The 18,334-nt window shown below is 59.3% G+C and carries 17 protein-coding genes; 13 read left to right on the forward strand and 4 right to left on the reverse strand.

Going from position 1 to position 18,334, the window contains the following annotated elements:
* From ACU5AX_RS18910 to ACU5AX_RS18955, 10 genes are all read left to right on the forward strand, one after another.
* Positions 1 to 883: alpha/beta hydrolase (locus ACU5AX_RS18910; protein ID WP_446692107.1), on the forward strand; the 883-nt coding region annotated here is incomplete at its 5' end.
* A gap of 21 nt (positions 884 to 904) precedes the next feature.
* Positions 905 to 2,176, forward strand: a complete 1,272-nt coding sequence (locus ACU5AX_RS18915; RefSeq protein WP_446692108.1) for a hypothetical protein — start codon at positions 905 to 907, stop codon at positions 2,174 to 2,176.
* On the forward strand, positions 2,173 to 3,339 hold the full coding sequence (locus ACU5AX_RS18920; RefSeq protein ID WP_446692109.1) for a glycosyltransferase: 1,167 nt from the start codon (positions 2,173 to 2,175) through the stop codon (positions 3,337 to 3,339). Before ACU5AX_RS18915 ends, ACU5AX_RS18920 begins: the two co-directional genes overlap by 4 nt.
* The gene (locus ACU5AX_RS18925) at positions 3,336 to 4,646 is read left to right on the forward strand and encodes an MATE family efflux transporter (RefSeq protein WP_446692110.1); all 1,311 of its coding nucleotides are present in this window, start codon (positions 3,336 to 3,338) and stop codon (positions 4,644 to 4,646) included. The genes ACU5AX_RS18920 and ACU5AX_RS18925 overlap by 4 nt, the downstream gene beginning before the upstream one ends.
* Complete coding sequence (locus ACU5AX_RS18930) at positions 4,643 to 6,280, forward strand: hypothetical protein (protein WP_446692111.1); 1,638 nt, start codon at positions 4,643 to 4,645, stop codon at positions 6,278 to 6,280. The genes ACU5AX_RS18925 and ACU5AX_RS18930 overlap by 4 nt, the downstream gene beginning before the upstream one ends.
* A gap of 105 nt (positions 6,281 to 6,385) precedes the next feature.
* Positions 6,386 to 7,420, forward strand: a complete 1,035-nt coding sequence (locus ACU5AX_RS18935; protein ID WP_446692112.1) for a ketoacyl-ACP synthase III — start codon at positions 6,386 to 6,388, stop codon at positions 7,418 to 7,420.
* Positions 7,421 to 7,435: 15 nt separating this feature from the next.
* A complete protein-coding gene (locus ACU5AX_RS18940) occupies positions 7,436 to 7,654 on the forward strand; it encodes an acyl carrier protein (protein WP_446692113.1) in 219 nt (72 codons plus the stop codon).
* Positions 7,655 to 7,671: 17 nt separating this feature from the next.
* The gene (locus tag ACU5AX_RS18945; protein WP_446692114.1) at positions 7,672 to 8,712 is read left to right on the forward strand and encodes a ketoacyl-ACP synthase III; all 1,041 of its coding nucleotides are present in this window, start codon (positions 7,672 to 7,674) and stop codon (positions 8,710 to 8,712) included.
* The gene (locus ACU5AX_RS18950; RefSeq protein ID WP_446692115.1) at positions 8,709 to 9,470 is read left to right on the forward strand and encodes an SDR family NAD(P)-dependent oxidoreductase; all 762 of its coding nucleotides are present in this window, start codon (positions 8,709 to 8,711) and stop codon (positions 9,468 to 9,470) included. The genes ACU5AX_RS18945 and ACU5AX_RS18950 overlap by 4 nt, the downstream gene beginning before the upstream one ends.
* A 10-nt stretch (positions 9,471 to 9,480) precedes the next feature.
* Entirely contained in the window at positions 9,481 to 10,650 is a 1,170-nt protein-coding gene (locus tag ACU5AX_RS18955; protein ID WP_446692116.1) for an aromatic ring-hydroxylating oxygenase subunit alpha, read from the forward strand.
* A gap of 42 nt (positions 10,651 to 10,692) precedes the next feature.
* Here ACU5AX_RS18955 and ACU5AX_RS18960 read toward each other — a convergent pair whose 3' ends face one another.
* Together ACU5AX_RS18960 and ACU5AX_RS18965 are read right to left on the reverse strand one after the other, a co-directional pair.
* Positions 10,693 to 11,364 (reverse strand): NeuD/PglB/VioB family sugar acetyltransferase, encoded by a 672-nt coding sequence (locus ACU5AX_RS18960; RefSeq protein WP_446692117.1) that lies wholly within the window; start codon positions 11,362 to 11,364, stop codon positions 10,693 to 10,695.
* Between the two features lie 29 nt (positions 11,365 to 11,393).
* Positions 11,394 to 12,464, reverse strand: coding sequence for an aromatic ring-hydroxylating oxygenase subunit alpha (locus ACU5AX_RS18965; protein ID WP_446692118.1), 1,071 nt, complete (start codon positions 12,462 to 12,464; stop codon positions 11,394 to 11,396).
* A gap of 91 nt (positions 12,465 to 12,555) precedes the next feature.
* Between ACU5AX_RS18965 and ACU5AX_RS18970 the strand changes: the two genes are divergently transcribed.
* The gene (locus ACU5AX_RS18970) at positions 12,556 to 13,773 is read left to right on the forward strand and encodes a glycosyltransferase family 4 protein (RefSeq protein WP_446692119.1); all 1,218 of its coding nucleotides are present in this window, start codon (positions 12,556 to 12,558) and stop codon (positions 13,771 to 13,773) included.
* A gap of 69 nt (positions 13,774 to 13,842) precedes the next feature.
* On the opposite strand, the gene ACU5AX_RS18975 is transcribed toward ACU5AX_RS18970, so the two are convergent.
* Positions 13,843 to 14,508 carry a sugar transferase gene (locus ACU5AX_RS18975; protein ID WP_446692120.1) on the reverse strand — a complete coding sequence of 222 codons (666 nt, stop codon included), beginning with the start codon at positions 14,506 to 14,508 and terminating at the stop codon, positions 13,843 to 13,845.
* Entirely contained in the window at positions 14,456 to 15,598 is a 1,143-nt protein-coding gene (locus ACU5AX_RS18980; RefSeq protein ID WP_446692121.1) for a DegT/DnrJ/EryC1/StrS family aminotransferase, read from the reverse strand. The genes ACU5AX_RS18975 and ACU5AX_RS18980 overlap by 53 nt, the downstream gene beginning before the upstream one ends.
* 706 nt (positions 15,599 to 16,304) lie before the next feature.
* Between ACU5AX_RS18980 and rfbB the strand changes: the two genes are divergently transcribed.
* Positions 16,305 to 17,360, forward strand: coding sequence for a dTDP-glucose 4,6-dehydratase (rfbB, locus tag ACU5AX_RS18985; protein WP_446692122.1), 1,056 nt, complete (start codon positions 16,305 to 16,307; stop codon positions 17,358 to 17,360).
* Complete coding sequence (gene rfbA, locus ACU5AX_RS18990; RefSeq protein WP_446692123.1) at positions 17,357 to 18,271, forward strand: glucose-1-phosphate thymidylyltransferase RfbA; 915 nt, start codon at positions 17,357 to 17,359, stop codon at positions 18,269 to 18,271. Before rfbB ends, rfbA begins: the two co-directional genes overlap by 4 nt.
* The last annotated feature ends 63 nt before the right edge of the window (positions 18,272 to 18,334 follow it).

The following is an 18,334-nucleotide window of genomic DNA, read 5'->3' on the forward strand; positions in this document are numbered from 1 at the left end:
TGGTTTGTTCCGCCCCGGCCGGCCGGGGCGCCCGCTCCTGCTGTGCGTGCATGGTGGGGGATGCAGCGGCGACTATTTTGACATGCCCGGTTTCTCGGTCGCCGCCATGGCATCGGAACGCGGGATGGCCGTGTTGCGTATTGATCGCCCGGGTTATGGGGCCAGCCCCGCCCCGCATACCGACACCCCCATCGACGAGGCAGCCGCCCTCCTGCCGGAACTTCTCGACGTCGCAAGGGCGACGCTTGCCCCGCCCGCAGGACCGCTCGTTGTCGTCGGTCATTCGATCGGGGCCGCGGTCGCTCTTCGCTTCGCCGCGAATGGTCGCGTACCGCTCGCCGGATTGGTCGTGTCGGGCCTCGGTGACCGGCCAAGCGCCGTGGCGCGCGACTGGCTCGCCAGACTTCAGCGTGGCGAGGTCGGTCACGAACCGTCAGGCGATTTCTTCTTCGGCCCGGAGGGCAGCTATACATGGCGGGGATCCGCCGCGCTGCGCCGGGCCGGCCAGCCATGGCGGGCTGACGAAGTGTTCGAAGTCATGGTCGATTGGCCGAACCGCTTCGCCGAGACTGCCGCGCGAATACGCATACCTGTGTTCTTCCGGCTGGCCGAACATGAACGCATCTGGTGCAACGATCCGCCCTCTCTCGACAGGATAGCCAGCGCGTTCCGTGCCGCACCCGCGATCGATATGGGGATCCTCCCCGATGGCGGTCACCTCTATGAGATACATCGCCGCGGTCCAGAGTTCGTCGCCGCCCTGCTCGACTTCGTCGAGCGTGTTGGATATCACGGGAAGCTAGAGCCGCGATCCTATCTAGAGCGGCATGCTTCCAGATTGCCGGATAGTAAGCCAGATGAGCAAGCGCACCTGTCGCAATAGCTATCCGAACTTGGAATATAGATGCTCGATTTTACGGGACAAAGTCAAATGCATCTAACCGGTTTAATCCGTGTATTCGCAATCGGAATTTTATGTCTGCTGGTCCTTATGGACCTCGGATTAGGCATCGAAACAAGCTATTTCGGCGTATTTTTCTGCGCCGCTATAAGCGTATTATTTTTTTATAATCACCGCTACACTTCTCTCGGTGCAATACTCCTTTTTGTCAGTACATCTATATATTTTATTCCGTATCTAGCACTACACGTTGTACGCGAGCCGATTCATATTGCTTGGTATGCTTTATTCGACTTGGTTGGATTGGCAATGGTCATTGATAGCCGCCCTATTTTTCAGGGCCGAGACAGCGCAAAGCCAAAAAACCCCTTCGTGACACTTGGCTTTATGATCATTATCCTAGCCATTGGCGTCGCCGTTGTCGTACTCAGATCCGAAGATCCATTTTCTGGTCCACTTTATTTGGCCTCATGGGGCTTGGCGCTTATCCCACTCGAACAGCTCCAGCGATCGGGTAGTAATTTCCGGTTCGTGTCGCTCGGACTCTTCCTGTTATCCCTTGGCGTTTATGTGGGATTGGGATGGGAGGGCGGCGGCCGTATCGTCGTTGTCTCACTAGCGCTGGCGCCGCTTCTGCTGGCTGCCTATTATGGAGCATTCCGGATCAACGGCCTATTCCTCGCTGGCGCGGGCATTATGCTCGTCTTTGTTGGGCGTGTCTTGCGGTTCGGATGGGGCAATGGCCTAGCCGGTGTCGCGGAAGACTCGGGCGCAACTCATATCCTGCTTTCCAGTCAGATCTGGTCAAACAACGCTCATACTTCTCCTGTAACCACATTTTTAGAGCAGTATGTACTGTACTTTTCCAATTGGGTGCCAAGAAATCTGTGGCACAATAAACCTGTAAGTGTAAACTACTCTTTTGTGGATGTATATATTGGCCGATCGGGCCTAAGTGAGGAATTTTCAACGGCAGTCGGTTTTTTTGGTGAAGAAATATACTACTCGCCAAGATGGTGGCTTGCCCTCACGCTTATAGTTGTCGTTACAACTCTGATAACTCGGCGAATAATAAAAAGAATTTCCTACAATTTCGTTGTTCCCGTAATTATCTTTGATGTGTGGTTGGTCACCTTATTCTGGGGTGGTATGGCGTCATTTGGAGCAAGGATTTGGTTTAGCTTGATTCCAGCAATCGTCTACATATTAATCCTCCGGCGGATCGATGGCTCACGCCATGCGCCGGTTTGTGTTGACGGAGCAAACCACCCGTGAACAGCGCATTCAATGTCGAAAAAATCTTGATTCCGACACCTTTCTTTGCCCCTTCTTTCAAAGCTGGAGGCGCCTGCAAATCACTGACAAATTTGGTCGATAGCTTGGGACATCAAATAAATTTTGATGTGCATTGCCTCAACGTAGACATCGACAAAACAGTGATCTCGCCACCAGAGCATTGCCGAAATATCGGTCTCAGTAAAGTAATTTATCATTCTCCAAGCAACTTCAATTGGAGAATGGCTAAAAGTTGCCTTGAAGGAGCTCGACTTCTCTATCTGAACAGTTTCTTTGCTCCGGCTTTTTCTTTGCGGTTTGCGGCACTGCGGCGCTGGAGGCGGACTATGCCAATGCTTGTCGCGCCACGCGGCGAATTGTTCGGGGATGCATTGGCAAGCAAAGGTTCTAAGAAACGTGCGGCAATTGCCGCAATTCGAGCGTCCGGTCTCTATGCAGATGCCGCATGGCAAGCTTCAACCCCCGCCGAATATGAGGCAATCGAACGGATGACGTTGCGCTTGGGTATAGCTGCACCACAAATCTTCATCGCAAGCGATATCGCTAATGTATCCCGCGTCGCACATCGCCGGACGGCTTCAAAGATCACGCGCATCATATTCCTAGGCAGAATAACGCCCATAAAAAATCTAGATTTCGCTTTGCGTGCGGTCATAGGAATGTCAGAACCCTGTAACTTTGACATATACGGCCCGATCGAAGATGCGGCCCATTGGCAGGACTGTCTGCAACTTATCAAAACGGCGCCCGATAAGCATACCATATCTTACCGAGGTCCAGTGGCTCCAGATGCGGTCATTCCTACGCTGACAGACTATGATCTCTACTTTTTACCGTCGAAATCGGAGAATTTTGGCCATTCTATTCAAGAGGCTCTGACTGCTGGCCTTCCTGTGCTCATTAGCGATCGTACTCCGTGGCGCGATCTTGAGACGGCTGGTGCCGGCTGGGACCTACCGCTTGACCAATCAACCTTCACCGATGCTCTTGACCGGTTCGCGTCGCTTTCTTCGGCAACACGCAATGCAATGCGGGAGCATGCACAAGCAACTGCGGATCGATTTTCCGCCAAAGACGCGATTGCCGCACATCGCCATATGTTCAGCACGCTCTTGAATACCCTGCCCTTGGCCACTCAATGAGCGATTTTGCTCCTCCCCTGCGCGCCGTGGCGACACTTATTGACCGTTACCGCGCCCTTGCCGCGGACACTGCGGTGGTGCTGCTTGTCCAATTGCTGTCGCGTGGCATGTTGAATGTCGTTACGATCCTTGCCGCGAACAAGCTGAGTGTTACCAGCTTCAGCAGTTACAATTATTACCTGGTGACGGTGACGTTGCTCGGATCGCTGACGGGGATGGGGCTGCCAGTGTCGGCAACCCGTGCAGCCGCGCTCGCCAGCGCCATCGATCGGCGAATCTATCAGGATCGCGCCGCGGCCGTAGTCTGGGCGTTCATTCTCGTGGCAGTGCTCGCGGCGGCAACGGGCCCAGTCGTACTCGATCATCTGCAGGCCGGCGGTATCCGGAGCGATGCGGGATTGTTGACGCTCGGTGCTTTTGCGTTCGCCCTGTGTGGCATTAGCCAATCGGCGCTTCAAGGCGCGGGCGCGTTTCGATCGACTTTGCTACCGGTGCTGGCAGGGTCTTGCGCGCTTCTCGTCGGCGTTCTGGTTGGCTGGGCGCAGCATAGCGAAACGCCGCTTATCATCGGGACCATCGCCTTCTATCTGCTGCCCGCACTCGCGTATCTTGGATGGCTCGGCCGTCATCATTTTCTCGGTCGTGCGATCCTGAGCTGGCCATCACGCGCCGCTTGGGCGGACATGGCGAGCATTGCGCTGCCAAGCCTCGGTAACGCCTTGATCTTTACCGGCGTCAGCTGGTGGCTGTCGCACACGCTCCTCGCGCACGCCGCCACGCCCACGTCATTCCCCGAGTTCGTCATCGGCATGCAATGGTTCTCGCTGGCGTTGTTCGTGCCGCTGGGATTGGGGCAAGCGATCTTCCCGCGTTATTTGCGCATGGCGGCGGGCGGCACGCTCACCGTTCACTCGATCCTGCAGCCTGCGATCGGCTCGTTCCTGCTTGTCCTGGCAGTGGCACTGGCGGGCATGTTGTGCACGCCGCTCCTGTCGTTGATATACGGCACGCACTACGTTTTTTCGCCGCTGTTCGTGGGGGCAGTGTTGCTGGCCGCGGCGTTTTCGGCCCCTGCCAACATCTTGGGCCAGAGTGTGATCGCGGCTTATGGAGCAGGCGTGTGGCTGCGGATCTATCTTTTGTACCTTGTTATCGGTGCGGGCGTGCCGCTGCTGTTCCCGCCCACCACGCCGATCCAAACCGCGTTGATCCTTTGTGGGGCCAATCTGGCTACGGCCTCCGCCGCACTTGCGACCATGCTGCTGCGGCGTGAGCGGCACACGGCGATTGAGGAGCATGTGGCATGAACGACACCATGGATCCGCTGCGACGGGGCTTGGTGATCGGCGCGCTTCTGTCTCCCGTGCTTGGAAACAACGCCGTGGCCGCGCAATCGATCGGGACGAGTGTCAATTCCATTTTGACGCTGCACGCAAGGAGCGGAACAACGCGCGACGGCAGCGACGATCGTGCCTTCATGACCAGCTTCACGCAGTTGTCGAACGCCCGCGTCTCGCCCGCCGGTGCGCGCGACTGGGGTTTGGGAGCGATACGGTCGACCCGTGGCCGTTTCCGCTTCTCGGTGCTTGCGCCCAAGACTTCGACGATTGGCTTCACCTGGACTGGGGAAGGCCGCTTTGCCACGTCGAACGAATTCGACCTGACTGACGGTGCTGCGCTGCGCCTTGGTCCCTATGTTGGTGTGTCGATCGCCGATATGAGCTTCGTGAACGCCGATGGTGACCGGATACGTCCGGAAGGCCAGCGTGGTGAGAGCAAGGCGATACTGCTTGACGGCGCGGGTGGAGGTACGCTGCTCACGCTGCGTGGGGTAACACTCGACGGCTTTCGCTATGGTATCTTCGTTGGGGGTGCGGTCGATGAAAACGCCGACACCACATTGATGGAACAGGTCGCGTTCGCCACCGACATCGGCTTTACGCCCGGCACCCACAAGCAAGCCATCGTCAATCTGATGCTCAATTGCGTGTCCGACTGCTCCGAGGCGCTCCTGCGCACCGCAGGCGGATCGGAAACGACGATTTTGGCACACAATGGCACGGTCGGCGAGGCACTGATCCAGTTCGAGAATGGCGCGGGCGGCGAAACTGCGCGAACCCGGATCGTCGATTCCAAGTTCGAATATCATCGCCCTGCCAGTGCTAGGCTGCTCATCGATGCGCGTGCCAAGACGCGCCCCAACGAAGGCGGCAATGCGGTCTACTGGCGTGACAGTGCGATGGTAGGCGGACTCGGCCGCCCGGCCGACTATGATGCGCATCCGATCATTGCGATCAGCAACGACGCGTTCAAGCTGGATTTCGAGGGCGGCTATCTGCGTGGGAGCATCAGCTATGCCAGCAGCTATGTGGATCCGACCACGAGCTGCTCTTTTCGTTATATGGAAGCCGCGCCGGTCCCCGAGCGGTTGCGGCTGACTGGAACAGGCACGCATCCGCTCATCGAATGGCGCAGCAACGGCAATGTGCCTGTCGACCAATATCGAGGTGGGCAGGCGGGCATCCGCAGTATCGACGCGCAAAAAGCATTGCTTTGGCGTCCGACTGTGGGAGGCGTTCCCAACCGTTTCCTCGTGATGACGGGCATGGGCGCGCATCGTGACGATTTCGGCGGACGCAAGGGCGCGGACATGACCGTCACGGGGCTTGCCCCCAACACCCATGTCTTTGGAGCAGCCGTGTTCATCGAGGACGCCAGCCCTGGCGACACCTTGGTGCAAGTGTTTGCCGACGCTGCCCGCCGCGAACCGATTGCCGAACTGAAGTTGCCGGGCGACGCTCGCGGCCTCCACCGTCTGCCGCTGGGCGAGCGGCACCTTCCCGACGGCAAACTTCATGCACGGGTCACGCGCGGCGGTACAGACGAATGGGTCGCCGGCGCGATCGTCGTCTTCTATTTTCCCTATTTTGCCGGTTTCTGAGCCCGGCCTGCCCGGTGGAGGGTCGGCCCGGTATCGTCTGGACAGAGCCGCGCATCGCCGCCAATGCGCCATGCAGCGCAGGACGATTTCGGGAAGGCTGTCTTGATGAACAGGCGCAACGGCACGGTGCCCGCAAGGATAGCCGCTATCGCGACGCATCTGCCTGATACGATACTGGACAACGACACGCTGGCTGCGGATTTTCCCTCCTGGCCCGCCGAGAAAATCCTGGAGAAAACGGGGATCCGCGAACGACGCGTCGCGGCTGCGCAGGAAACCGCCCTTGACCTTGGCTGCGCCGCGGCAGCGAAGCTATTCGCCGCGGGAACCGTCCGGCCCGACGAGGTGGATTTCCTGCTATTCTGTACGCAGGCTCCGGATCACATCCTGCCTACGTCCGCCTGCATCATGCAGGATCGGCTGGGTCTGCCGCAACAGATCGGCGCCTTGGATTTTAATCTCGGTTGCTCCGGCTACGTCTACGGGCTGTCACTGGCGGCCGGGTTGATCGCTGCGGGCGCGGCGCAGCGCGTCCTTTTGGTTACCGCCGACACCTATTCGAAGTATATTCATACCCGTGACAAAAGCGTTCGGACGCTATTCGGCGATGGCGCCGCAGCAACATTGGTTGAAGCCGCCCCGAATACCGGCTGCGAAATCGGGCCGTTCGTGTTTGGTACGGACGGATCCGGCGCCGAAAGCCTCATCGTCAAGGCCGGAGGTTTTCGTCATCCCTACAGTGCGGACACACTTATCGAAATCGAAGACCGTGCCGGCAACATTCGAAGCGCCGACAATCTTTACATGGATGGCGGCGCCGTAATGTCATTCACGCTGCGTGAGGTTCCCCGCGCCTTTCGGCAGCTGCTTGCCAAGAGCGGTACAAATATCGATGATTACGACCATATCGTTCTTCATCAAGCGAACAAATTTATGCTGGATGCCCTCCAGAAAAAACTTAGTCTTCCCGATGATAAGGTGCCGCGGCGGTACGAGGACATTGGTAACACCGTCTCCTCCACAATACCGTTCGTTTTGGCTGGCCTATTTGAGGAGGGCAAACTAGACGCCGGCACACGTATCATGGCGATCGGCTTCGGCGTCGGCCTTTCCTGGGCGGCCGTCACGATCGCGATGTAGCCAAGGGAGTGCGGAATGAGCGAGTTTTACGAGGGGCTGGCGGAGATCCTCGAGGTCGAACCGAGCGAAGTGACTTCAGACCTGGCGCTGGACGAGGGTGTATGGGATTCGCTGGCGATCGTCTCCACCATCGCCCTGATCGACGAAGTGTATGATCGCACAGTCAGTGCCGACGCTCTGTCGGAATGCCGCACGGTCGGCGATATCGAGAAGCTGGTCGGCTCGGACAGCTGAACAAGAGCGAGGGCGACATGAAGAGCGGAACGGTTGCGCATACCCACGGCTCGCGGATCGCGGGTGTGGTTTCGTGCGTACCGCCTCGGGTAGTTGACAACGACTACTTCACCGAGCGGTTCGGCGACAAGGTCGCCGACGTGGTCAAGATGACGGGTGTGAAATCCCGTCACTGGGTCGAGAACGGCGTTACCACCTCGGACCTGTGCGCAAGGGCGGCGGACACGCTTTTCGAGCGTCTGGACTGGGAACGCAGCTCGGTCGATGCCGTGATCTTCGTGTCGCAGACGCCCGATTACCGCCTTCCGGCCACGGCCTGCCTCCTGCAGGATCGCCTGGGCCTGCGCCCAGGCATCATTGGCATCGATGTCTCGCTGGGCTGCTCCGGCTATATCCATGCGCTGTGGCTGGCATCGATGATGATCGGAACGGGGGCAGCGAAGCGCATCCTGCTCGCCGTGGGCGACACCAGTTCGATCATGAACGACCCCAACGACCGTTCCACTGCGCTGCTCTTCGGCGATGCCGGCACGGCGACCGCTGTGGAAGCCTCGGACGATGCGGCTGACGCAACCTTTATCCTGGGTACCGATGGATCGGGTGGTGAAAGTCTGATCGTTCCCAAAGGCGCGTTCCGCAGCTGCGCAGCGCATCCCAAGTTTGCCGATTTCCCATCCGACATTCTGTATATGGATGGCGGAGAGGTCTTCAATTTCACGTTGAAGGCAGTGCCGACCTTGATCACCGAAACGATCATGGCGTCCGGCATCGCGCCCGAGGATTATGATCTATTCCTGCTTCATCAGGCCAATACCTTCATGATCAAGCACCTGGCGAAGAAGGCCAAGCTCCCGGCGGAGAAGGTGCCGATCAACATCGACCGGTTCGGCAATACCAGCAGCGCGACCCTGCCGTTGCTCATGACCGATCTGGCAGCCAACACGCTCAAGGAAGGGCGCTGCCGCATCGGCCTATTCGGGTTTGGCGTCGGCTGGTCATGGGGTGGAGCTTCGCTGGACGTCGGTCCGCTGCAATGCGCTGAAACGGTGACGCTGTGATTTTTGCTTCCGACTGCCTTGCCGGACGTCGCATCCTTGTGACCGGTGCCTCTTCCGGCCTCGGCCGTGCAGCAGCCATTCAGATGTCGCGTTGCGGCGCGACCATCGTCCTTGCTGGCCGCAGTGAAACCCGCCTTGGCGAAACCCGGGTGCAGCTGACCGGCGACGATCATCAGACGGTCAGTGCCGATCTTTCCAATGCCGATGCCGCCGATGCCATGGTCAAAACCGCGGTTGCCGAAGGCGGCCCCCTGCACGGTGTGTTCTATTCGGCGGGTGAGAGCGTGCTGGCTCCCGTCCGGACCACCAAGACGGCCCAGCTCGAGCAGGTTTTCGGTGCCGGCCTGTTCGGCGCCTTCGGTGTCGCACGCGCTCTTTCGCGAAAGGGCGCACTGGCGGATGGCGGCTCGCTAGCGTTCATGTCGTCGGTATCCGCCACGCGCGGACGACGCGGTATGGCCGCCTATTCGGCGACCAAGGCCGGTATCGGGGGCCTGGTCCGGTCGCTCGCCATCGAGCTTGCTCCGCGCGGCATCCGTGTCAACGCCATCGCCGCAGGCGCTGTGGTCACCGCGATGCATGATGAATTCGCCGAAACGGTCAGCGAGGAGATGGTCAACAACTATCAGGATCTTCACCTGCTGGGCTTCGGCCATCCCGAGGATATCGGTTATGCCGCCGTTTTCCTGATGAGCGACGCGTCGCGCTGGATCACGGGGCAAAACCTGCCGGTCGACGGCGGATATACCGCCAAATGATCATCCTGCGATGAGCATGGTGCTGCCCGACGCGGCGATCGCCGACGATATCCGGGGCATGCCGGACCCGCGGCAAACCGTGCCGTTGGGAAAGGCGGCTTATTACCGCGACGATTGGCTAAAGACAGAAATCGAGCAGCTGTTCGCGGGCGGCTGGTTGTTTGTGGGCACGACTGCGGAATTGGCGGAGAACAACAGCTTCGTCACGCTCGATTTGCCCGGCGTAGCGTTGGTGGTGCAGAACTTCAGGGGCGAGTTGCGTGCCTTCCAGAACATCTGCACGCATCGCTTCAACCGCATCCAGGTCGAAGAGCGCGGCCGACGGCAGCTGATGTGCGGCTATCACGCATGGAATTTCGATAAGACGGGTTTTCCCGTGGGTCGCCCCAAGCGTGGCCAATATCCCGCCGACACTCCCGAAACGCGCGAACGCTTGTGTCTGCCGCGTTATCGCGTCGAACTTTGCGGTGCCTTCGTCTTCGTAGACATGTCAGGCAGCGCGCCTCCGCTCGCCGACTATCTAGGTGACGTCGCCGCGGAACTCGAGACGATCAGCAAAGCGATGGGCGAAGAAATCCGCTTCGCTTCGGTATCGCATGCAGCGAACTGGAAGCTGCTCGTCGAAAACGTACTCGAATGCTATCACTGCGCGGCTGTCCATCCAGAGACGTTCATCGGCGGCCTCGGGATCGGGCATCATCCGCTCCGGGACGTGGCCGTAACTGGTGGCAATTCGAGCTGCCATTTCCCTCGCACGGAAATCAAGCGCGAGAATCTGCGTCGCAAGATCCTGTCGCATTTGGCCGAACGCACCTACGCGCATGAATCCTTCTTTCACATATACGTCTTCCCGAACCTGTTTATTTCCTCCCAAGAGGGTTTGACCTTTTATATCGGACAGGCGCTTCCCACCGATGCGCGACATACGATGCTGCGCACGCGCGTATACGAGCCCAAGGTTGCGTTCTCACAGGGAGGGCGCTCCCGTCAGGACATGCTCAACCAGCAGAGTATTGAGATTGCCGCCCGCGTCATCGAAGAGGATCGCGCGGTTCTCGAGGCGGTACAGCGCGGGCTGGAAGTGTCTACCAAACCGGGTATTCTCGGAGACGAGGAAGTGCGCATCGCCGCCTTCTTAAACCATTATCGCGAACGTATGCCTGATCTTCCGTCGGCCTGAGCGGTGACAGGTGGGGGGGAAGCATACGCCCCCCCCACCTCGTCATGCATCCCCGGTTTCGGAGTCGCGCACGGAACCGGCACCCATCGTCTTCAGTGTCTTTGGCGGCGCGACGTATACCGTATTGCCCGGTTTGACGGATCGAACCACGGTCGCACCTGCACCGATCAACGCGCCATCGCCGACTGTTATCCCCGGCAGCAGCCGGGCGCCCGCGCCTACGAATACGTCCGCGCCAACCGTCACGTTGCCGGTCACGTCGCACAATGAACTGAACGTCGTATAATCCCCGACGACGCTGTCATGGCCGACCCCTGAGAAATTGAGGATCGTCACGAAGTCCCCTACCCGGCTGTCGGGCATCAGCATGGTCTGCGGGCACATGACCACTCCCTCGCCCAGCGTCGCGGTGCGCACGACGGTCGTGCTCGGATGGATCACCTGCGCGAAGCGCGCTCCGCGATCCTTCAGCAACCCGGTTACGCGGCGTTTCACCGCCGGCTTGGCGATCGCCAAGGCGAGCAGGTCCCCCTCTTCGGGCTGATAGTCCTGCACGCTGCCCAGGCGAGGCGCATATGCCGGCAGTTCATCGGGCTTGTCGTCGATGAACCCCGCCAAGGCCGGCAAGCTTCCCGCGGCAGCGCAATCCTCGACCCAGCACATCAGCTCGCGGCCAAACCCGCCTCCTCCGACCACAATCACCCTGCCTGCCATCGTCACTCTCCTGTGGTTGTCTGCTGATATTATGTCCGCGCAGCCGCCTCACGCATCAAGCGACGGAATTCGACAATCTTGTCCTCACCCGCACATACGAAGCGTTCCGGCACAGGCGACCAGCTCGACAAGGGAATACGCGCGCAGATCTCCGCGTCCTCCTTGAAGATCTGGTGGTTCAGTTCGATTGAGGAAGCGAAGAACGCATCCATAGTTTCGGGCGGCAATTTGGAAGACAGTGCTCCGCTATAGAAACGACTGACGAACGCTGTCTCGCCTTGCCGTGACGTCGGATAGAATTGCTGAAGCGAGTATGAATATCCGAATGTTGATGTCAGGAACGTAAAAGGAAAAAGCTGAATGGCGATATAGCCTTCTGGCTTGAATTCCACGTCAAACAATCGGCTGAGTGACTTGAGTTTTTTAATAGTCTTTTCATCGCCAAGCGCGGCGCGAGATACGTTGTTCGATCCAATATACTCGTCGACCGCAGGCTCGAGCTTCAAACGGTTCAGGGTATCGTGGTGAACCAATGCGACATGATACTGATCGAGTGCGTTTTCTACCGCGATCTTCCAGTCGCAGTGATAGGAGTATGCATTAAGGTCACGACGCATGCCAATGCTACGCGAGATCGAGGCAATGATCTCCTCGACACCAGCCAGTTGCTCCGAGATCGATTGGTTTGGCGCCTTGGAGATAAACAGGAAATCTCCAACCCAAGCGGTATCATACCGATTGAGTTGTGCCGTCGTCGGATCACAGTCGCGGAACGTTTCCTTCTGTGGGATGAAAAAACGCCCTTTGACGAAGGACCAGCCATGATAAGGGCATACCCAACGCTGCTTGCCAGCCATATCGTCGTAAATGCGCGCGCCGCGATGCGGGCAGCGATTATCGAACACTACGATCTCGGCGCCGTCGTTGAACGCGACGATGTCGTCGCCGAATACCTCCAGTCGAAAATATTCCGATGACTTCGCCAATTCAGAGCGATGGCAGAATAGATGCCAGTTTTCCTCCCATAAACGTCGCTCCGTGGCGACATCCCAGCCGGTCGGAGTGACGGGACCGGCGACGGCATCTGAGACAGCGGACATGCAATTTCTATAAACGCCACCTGTCGTCAGGCAAGCTTCGCACCCGTCAAAAGACCGCGCCCTTGGTCATTCCCCACGCTATAGCACGGCGATGCGCATCCTGATCGTCTCGCAATGGTTTCAGCCTGAACCGCATTTCAAGGGCCTCGCCTTTGCCAAGGCCCTCCAGGCACGTGGCCATGATGTCGAGGTACTGACCGGCTTCCCCAACTATCCGGGTGGCAAGGTCTATCCAGGCTATCGGATCAAGCCGTTCGCGCGTGAGACGATGGACGGAGTCGTGGTGACGCGCGGTTATCTTCACCCCAGCCACGACCGGTCCGCACGGGGACGCATTGCGAACTACGTTTCGTTCGCATTATCGTCGATGCTCCTCGCCTTCACGCTCCGTCGGCCTGATGTCGTCTATGTGTACACCCCTCCGATGACCGCCGCACTGGCGCCTGTCGTATTGAAGTTGCTGAGACGCGTTCCCTTCGTGTGCGACATCCAAGATTTGTGGCCCGATACGCTTGCAGCAACCGGAATGGTCGACAATCGGCGCATTCTCCAGCTGGTCGGCTGGTGGACCAATTTCGCTCTCCGTCGCGCTGCCCGTATCGTCGTTCTGTCCGATGGGTTCAAACGCCGGCTCGCCGAACGCAAGATCGCCGCCCCGATCGCCGTCGTTCCCAACTGGGCCCCACCTGAAATCGCCGCTTTGGCACAGTCGTCGTCCCCGCCTGCCATCCGCAACGGCGAACCCTTCCGAATTCTGTTTGCGGGCAACATGGGAAAAGCGCAGGGGCTAGGCACCGTCATCGACGCTGCATGCCTGCTGAAGAAGCGGGGCGTCGATGCCGAGTTCGTGATGATCGGTGGCGGTGTAGAGGTCGAGCAACTGCGCGAACAGGCAGAGACTCTTGCTCCGGGCGCCATCACCTTTCATCCGCCACGCCATCCGTCTCGCATGGGGGAAATGTTCGAGCAGGCGGATGCACTGCTTGTCCATCTGCGTGACGATCCCCTTTTCGAGATTACCATTCCGTCGAAGATGCAGGCGTATCTCGCAATGGGCAAACCAATCCTGCTCGGCGTCAAAGGCGACGCCGCAGCCATGCTCGCTCGCGCTGGAGCAGGGTTGTCGTTCACGCCGCAGGATCCCGAGGCGTTGTCAAACACCATCATGTCGCTCATGGCGATGTCACCCGAGGATCGTGCCCGGATGGGCGAGGCCGGCTCCCTGTTCTATCGGGAGCAGCTGGCCTTCGACATTGGCGTTGCAGCGATCGAAGATCAATTGCGCTTGGCCACGATATCCGAACGCTGAGCAACCGATCTGCGCGAGGTAATAATGGCTGTCCCTGTCTTCAGGTGACGGCTCCCGACCGGCACCGTCTTACTCCTTATCGGTTGTTCCCTTCCCCAGGAACTCCGGCATCGTAGCCGCTTCGGCGGAATTGATGTTCCTGCGGCCGATCACCTGCATCACGGTCGCCAGCAGGATGCGAAGGTCAAGTCGCAGCGTGTGATTATCAACGTACCAGACGTCCAGCGCGAATTTTTCATTCCAGTCGATCGCGTTGCGACCGTTGACCTGCGCCCATCCGGTAACCCCAGGCCGGACCGCATGACGCCGCGCCTGTTCCGGCGTGTAACGATCCAGATAGGCCAACAGCAACGGGCGCGGGCCCACCAGGCTCATGTCGCCGACCAGCACGTTCCAGAGTTCAGGCAGTTCGTCGAGACTGGTGGAGCGCAGGAAGACACCAATACGCGGCAGGCGCTCGCTATCGGGCAACAGCTTGCCGTCGGGTCCGCGCGCATCGGTCATCGTGCGGAACTTGATCATGCCGAAGGGGCGACCGTTCAGTCCCGGCCGGCGTTGCCGGAAGAAGATGGGACGTCCCAGACAGACGAGAACGACAATGGCCGTGCCAGCGATGATCGGTGACAGCAACAGCAGGGCAACTCCTGCTACGACGATGTCGAAAGCCCTCTTCAACACGCGATCAATGCCCTGCCAGCTGCCGCACCAGATCGGCGACGCGCATGACATCATCATGCGTCATGGCCGACCCCGAAGGCAGGCAAAGTCCCTGTTCGAAGGCTTCTTGCGCAACGGCTCCGCCACGCCTCGGCGCCTCGGCAAAGACGGGCTGGAGATGCATCGGCTTCCACAAGGGACGGCTCTCGATATTTTCCGCCTCAAGCCCCAGACGAATGCGTTCGCGATCGGTGCCTGCCAGGGCGGGGGCGATCCTCACCGTCGTCAACCAACGATTGGCATGCATACCCCGAGGTTCGGGACTGAAGCTGAAACCGGGCAGGTCACCAAGCGCTTCGCGATACCAGTCATTGATGCGCCGGCGCTGCTCGACCCGCTTTTCCAGGACCTGTAGCTGCCCGACGCCGATGGCAGCGCAGACGTTGCTCAGCCGGTAATTATATCCGTATGTCGTATGCTCATAATGAGGAGCGGCATCACGCGCCTGTGTGGACAGAAAACGGGCTTGCTCGATCATATCGCCACGATCGCTCGCCAATGCCCCTCCGCCACTGGTGGTGATGATCTTGTTGCCGTTGAACGACAGGATCGCAAAATCAGCACCCTTGCCGGCATGAACGCCGTCCCGGGCAGCACCCACTGCTTCCGCGGCGTCACTAATCCAGACGAAGCCGTAATCGTCTGCCAGCCGTCGCATGCGCGTCGCATCGATAACGTGGCCGTAGAGATCCGTCGTGATGACGACCTTCGGCAAGCCGCCCGGTGTCCGCGCCTGTTCCAGTTCCTGCTCCAGCAGGTCCAGGTCGAGGAGAAACTGCTCTCCCTCGATATCCAGGAAAACCGGTGTCGCATTGGCATACATGATCGGAGCGACCCCACCGATGAACGTCATGGTCGAGCCCCAGACCTCGTCACCTGCCTTTATACCCGACAAACGAAGTGCGAGGTGCAGCGCCGCGGTACCGCTGGAAAGAGCGGCAACATGGTTGATGCCGGTAAGCGCTGCTAGATTCTCCTCGAACCGCGTCACCATCGGCCCTGTCGGCGCGATCCAGTTCGTTGCGAATACGTCCTGTACGAGAGGAAGCTCGTCGCCGCCCATGTGCGGAGCAGATAAAAACAGCCGATCTTGCACGCGGGTCACCATTTTCTGCCAAACGAGATTGCGCCGCTAAGCGCGCACTAAGCTCCTTCACGAGGGTGTCAACGAGCCCATGTCCGCCCCAGATAGATGCCTGTGTTGCTCAGGCACTCCGGGCGGGCATGTCGCGCCGTACCATCGGTCTGAGACGGACCGCAAGACTTATAACTAGAGGCCAAAATAGTGTATTTGCAATATCAGATAGCGTGTCTCCCCACCTCATACCATAATTGAGATAGTCCATCATTTCGTTAGCTACCTCCGCGACGACAACTGCCCAAAATGGAATGAAGGTGCCTAAAGAGCGCTTAGATAGAACGCGTACTAGCAACAGTACGGCCATGCCGGCATGGAGATGCAATATGGAATCAGGTAAGCCAGTGCCATCTCCAATCCATAATATGAATGAGTGATACAGTTTGGGGATGTTCATGCCGGCTTCTCGTCCCATCCCCCGTCAAACGCAACCGTGATGTCGCCAACCCGCTAAGACATGCCCTGTGACCGCCACCACATGTCCCGCCGCTGGGGCCGGCGCCCTGCCGACAAGCCGGGCCGGGCAATTTCGACCCTAGCCAGCACATCATCGCATACCCGTTGCTATTATGGCCTGACGAAACACCCTTTTTTTATCAAAATAAGGTAAATCCAACCCCAACCGAGCCTGATTGCCCCTTTCCTTTGACGGCCGCTCGCTTGAGGAAGCCTACACATGCGCATCTTAGTCACCGGTGGGGCTGGATTCATCGGCTCCGCCCTTACCAGGCATCTCATCGACAACACGTCGCATGACGTACTGAACTTGGACCTTTTGAGCTATTCTGGTACGCTTTCGGCAATCGCACGCGTAGCCAACGACAAGAGGCACAGATTTGTTCGGGGGGATGTCTGCGACGCGAAGACGGTTCACAATCTTATGGACCACTTCAAGCCCGACGTCGTTACCCACTTGGCAGCTGAGAGCCACGTCGATCGGTCAATCGACGAACCTGACGTCTTCATCAAGACCAACGTTACCGGAACCTACACAATGCTAGTCGCTGCGCGGGCTTATTGGATGAGCTTGAGTACAGGCGCACAGGCCACCTTCCGCTTCCACCACATCTCCACCGACGAGGTATTCGGCTCGCTCGGCGACACCGGCCTGTTTACCGAAGACACGCCCTACGACCCGCGTTCGCCCTATTCGGCGTCCAAGGCCGGGGCCGATCACTTGGTCAGCGCCTGGGGTCACACCTATGGACTGCCTGTATTGATCACCAACTGCTCGAACAACTACGGGCCTTATCATTTTCCCGAGAAGATGATCCCGCTGATGATCGTCAAGGCCTTAGCCGGCGAGACGCTGCCGGTCTACGGCCGCGGCGAGAACGTGCGCGACTGGCTGTTCGTCGAGGATCATGTCCGCGCCCTCCAGGCAGTGTTCGAACGAGGGACACCGGGTCGCCGCTATAATATCGGCGGGAATGCCGAGCGGCGTAATATCGATGTGGTCAAGACGCTCTGCGCAACGCTGGACCGGCTACGGCCACGCTCCGACGGCCGCTCCTATGCCGAGCAGATCGGCTTTGTCGCCGACCGGCCCGGCCACGACCATCGTTATGCGATCGACGCGACGCGTATCCGCGAGGAACTGGGCTGGCGGCCGCTCGAAAGCTTCGAGACCGGCCTGGAGAAGACGGTGCGCTGGTATCTCGACAACGAGGATTGGTGGCGGCCCATCATCGCCGAACGGTCCGCCGACGTGCGCCGGGGACTGACGGCATGAAGGGCATCATCCTCGCCGGCGGATCGGGGACGCGGCTCCATCCCGCAACGCTGGTCGTCAACAAGCAATTGCTACCCGTCTACGACAAGCCGATGATCTACTATCCGCTGTCGGTGCTGATGCTCGCCGGCATCCGCGACGTGCTGATCATCTCGAGCCCCGACCATCTGCCCCATTATCGCAAGCTGTTCGGCGACGGATCGTCCTTTGGCCTTAACATCGCCTATGTCGAACAGCCGCGCCCCGAGGGGCTGCCGCAGGCATTCACCATTGGTCGGGACTGGATCGCCGGCGAGCCGGTCGCGCTGGTGCTCGGCGACAACATCTTCTTCGGCAACGGCCTGTCGGGGGTGCTGCGGCGCGCGGCTGCGATCACCCAGGGCGCGACGATCTTCTCCTACCGGGTCGAGGATCCGGAGCGCTACGGCGTGATCACCTTCGACGCGGCGGGCCGTGCCGTGTCGATCGAGGAAAAGCCCACCCAGCCCCGCTCGAACCACGCGATCACCGGGCTGTACTTTTTCGACGGGCGAGTGAGCGATTTGGCCGCGACGTTGCGTCCGTCGGCGCGCGGCGAGTTAGAGATCACGGATCTGGCGCGGCTCTACATGGATGAGGGAGCCTTGACCGTCGAACCGATGGGCCGCGGTTATGCTTGGCTCGACACGGGTACCCACGACAGCTTGCTCGAGGCGTCGGAATTCGTCCGCACTATCCAGCACCGCCAGGGCATCCAGATCGCCTGTCTGGAGGAAATCGCTTATCTCAGTGGCTGGATCGACCGCGACGCGGCACTGGACCGCGGGCGAACATTTGCCAAGACCGCTTACGGTCGCGCTATCCTGACCGCCGTCGAGGAGGCGCCTCTCTCCTTCCCAGACCGACGCAAGGTAGACAGGAGGCGAGGCTAGTCACGGTTAGACAGTGCGCCCGTGTTCGGCACCGCAACGGTAGGGATCGGTTATACGATGCGT

Source organism: Sphingomonas benefaciens (genome assembly GCF_052907485.1).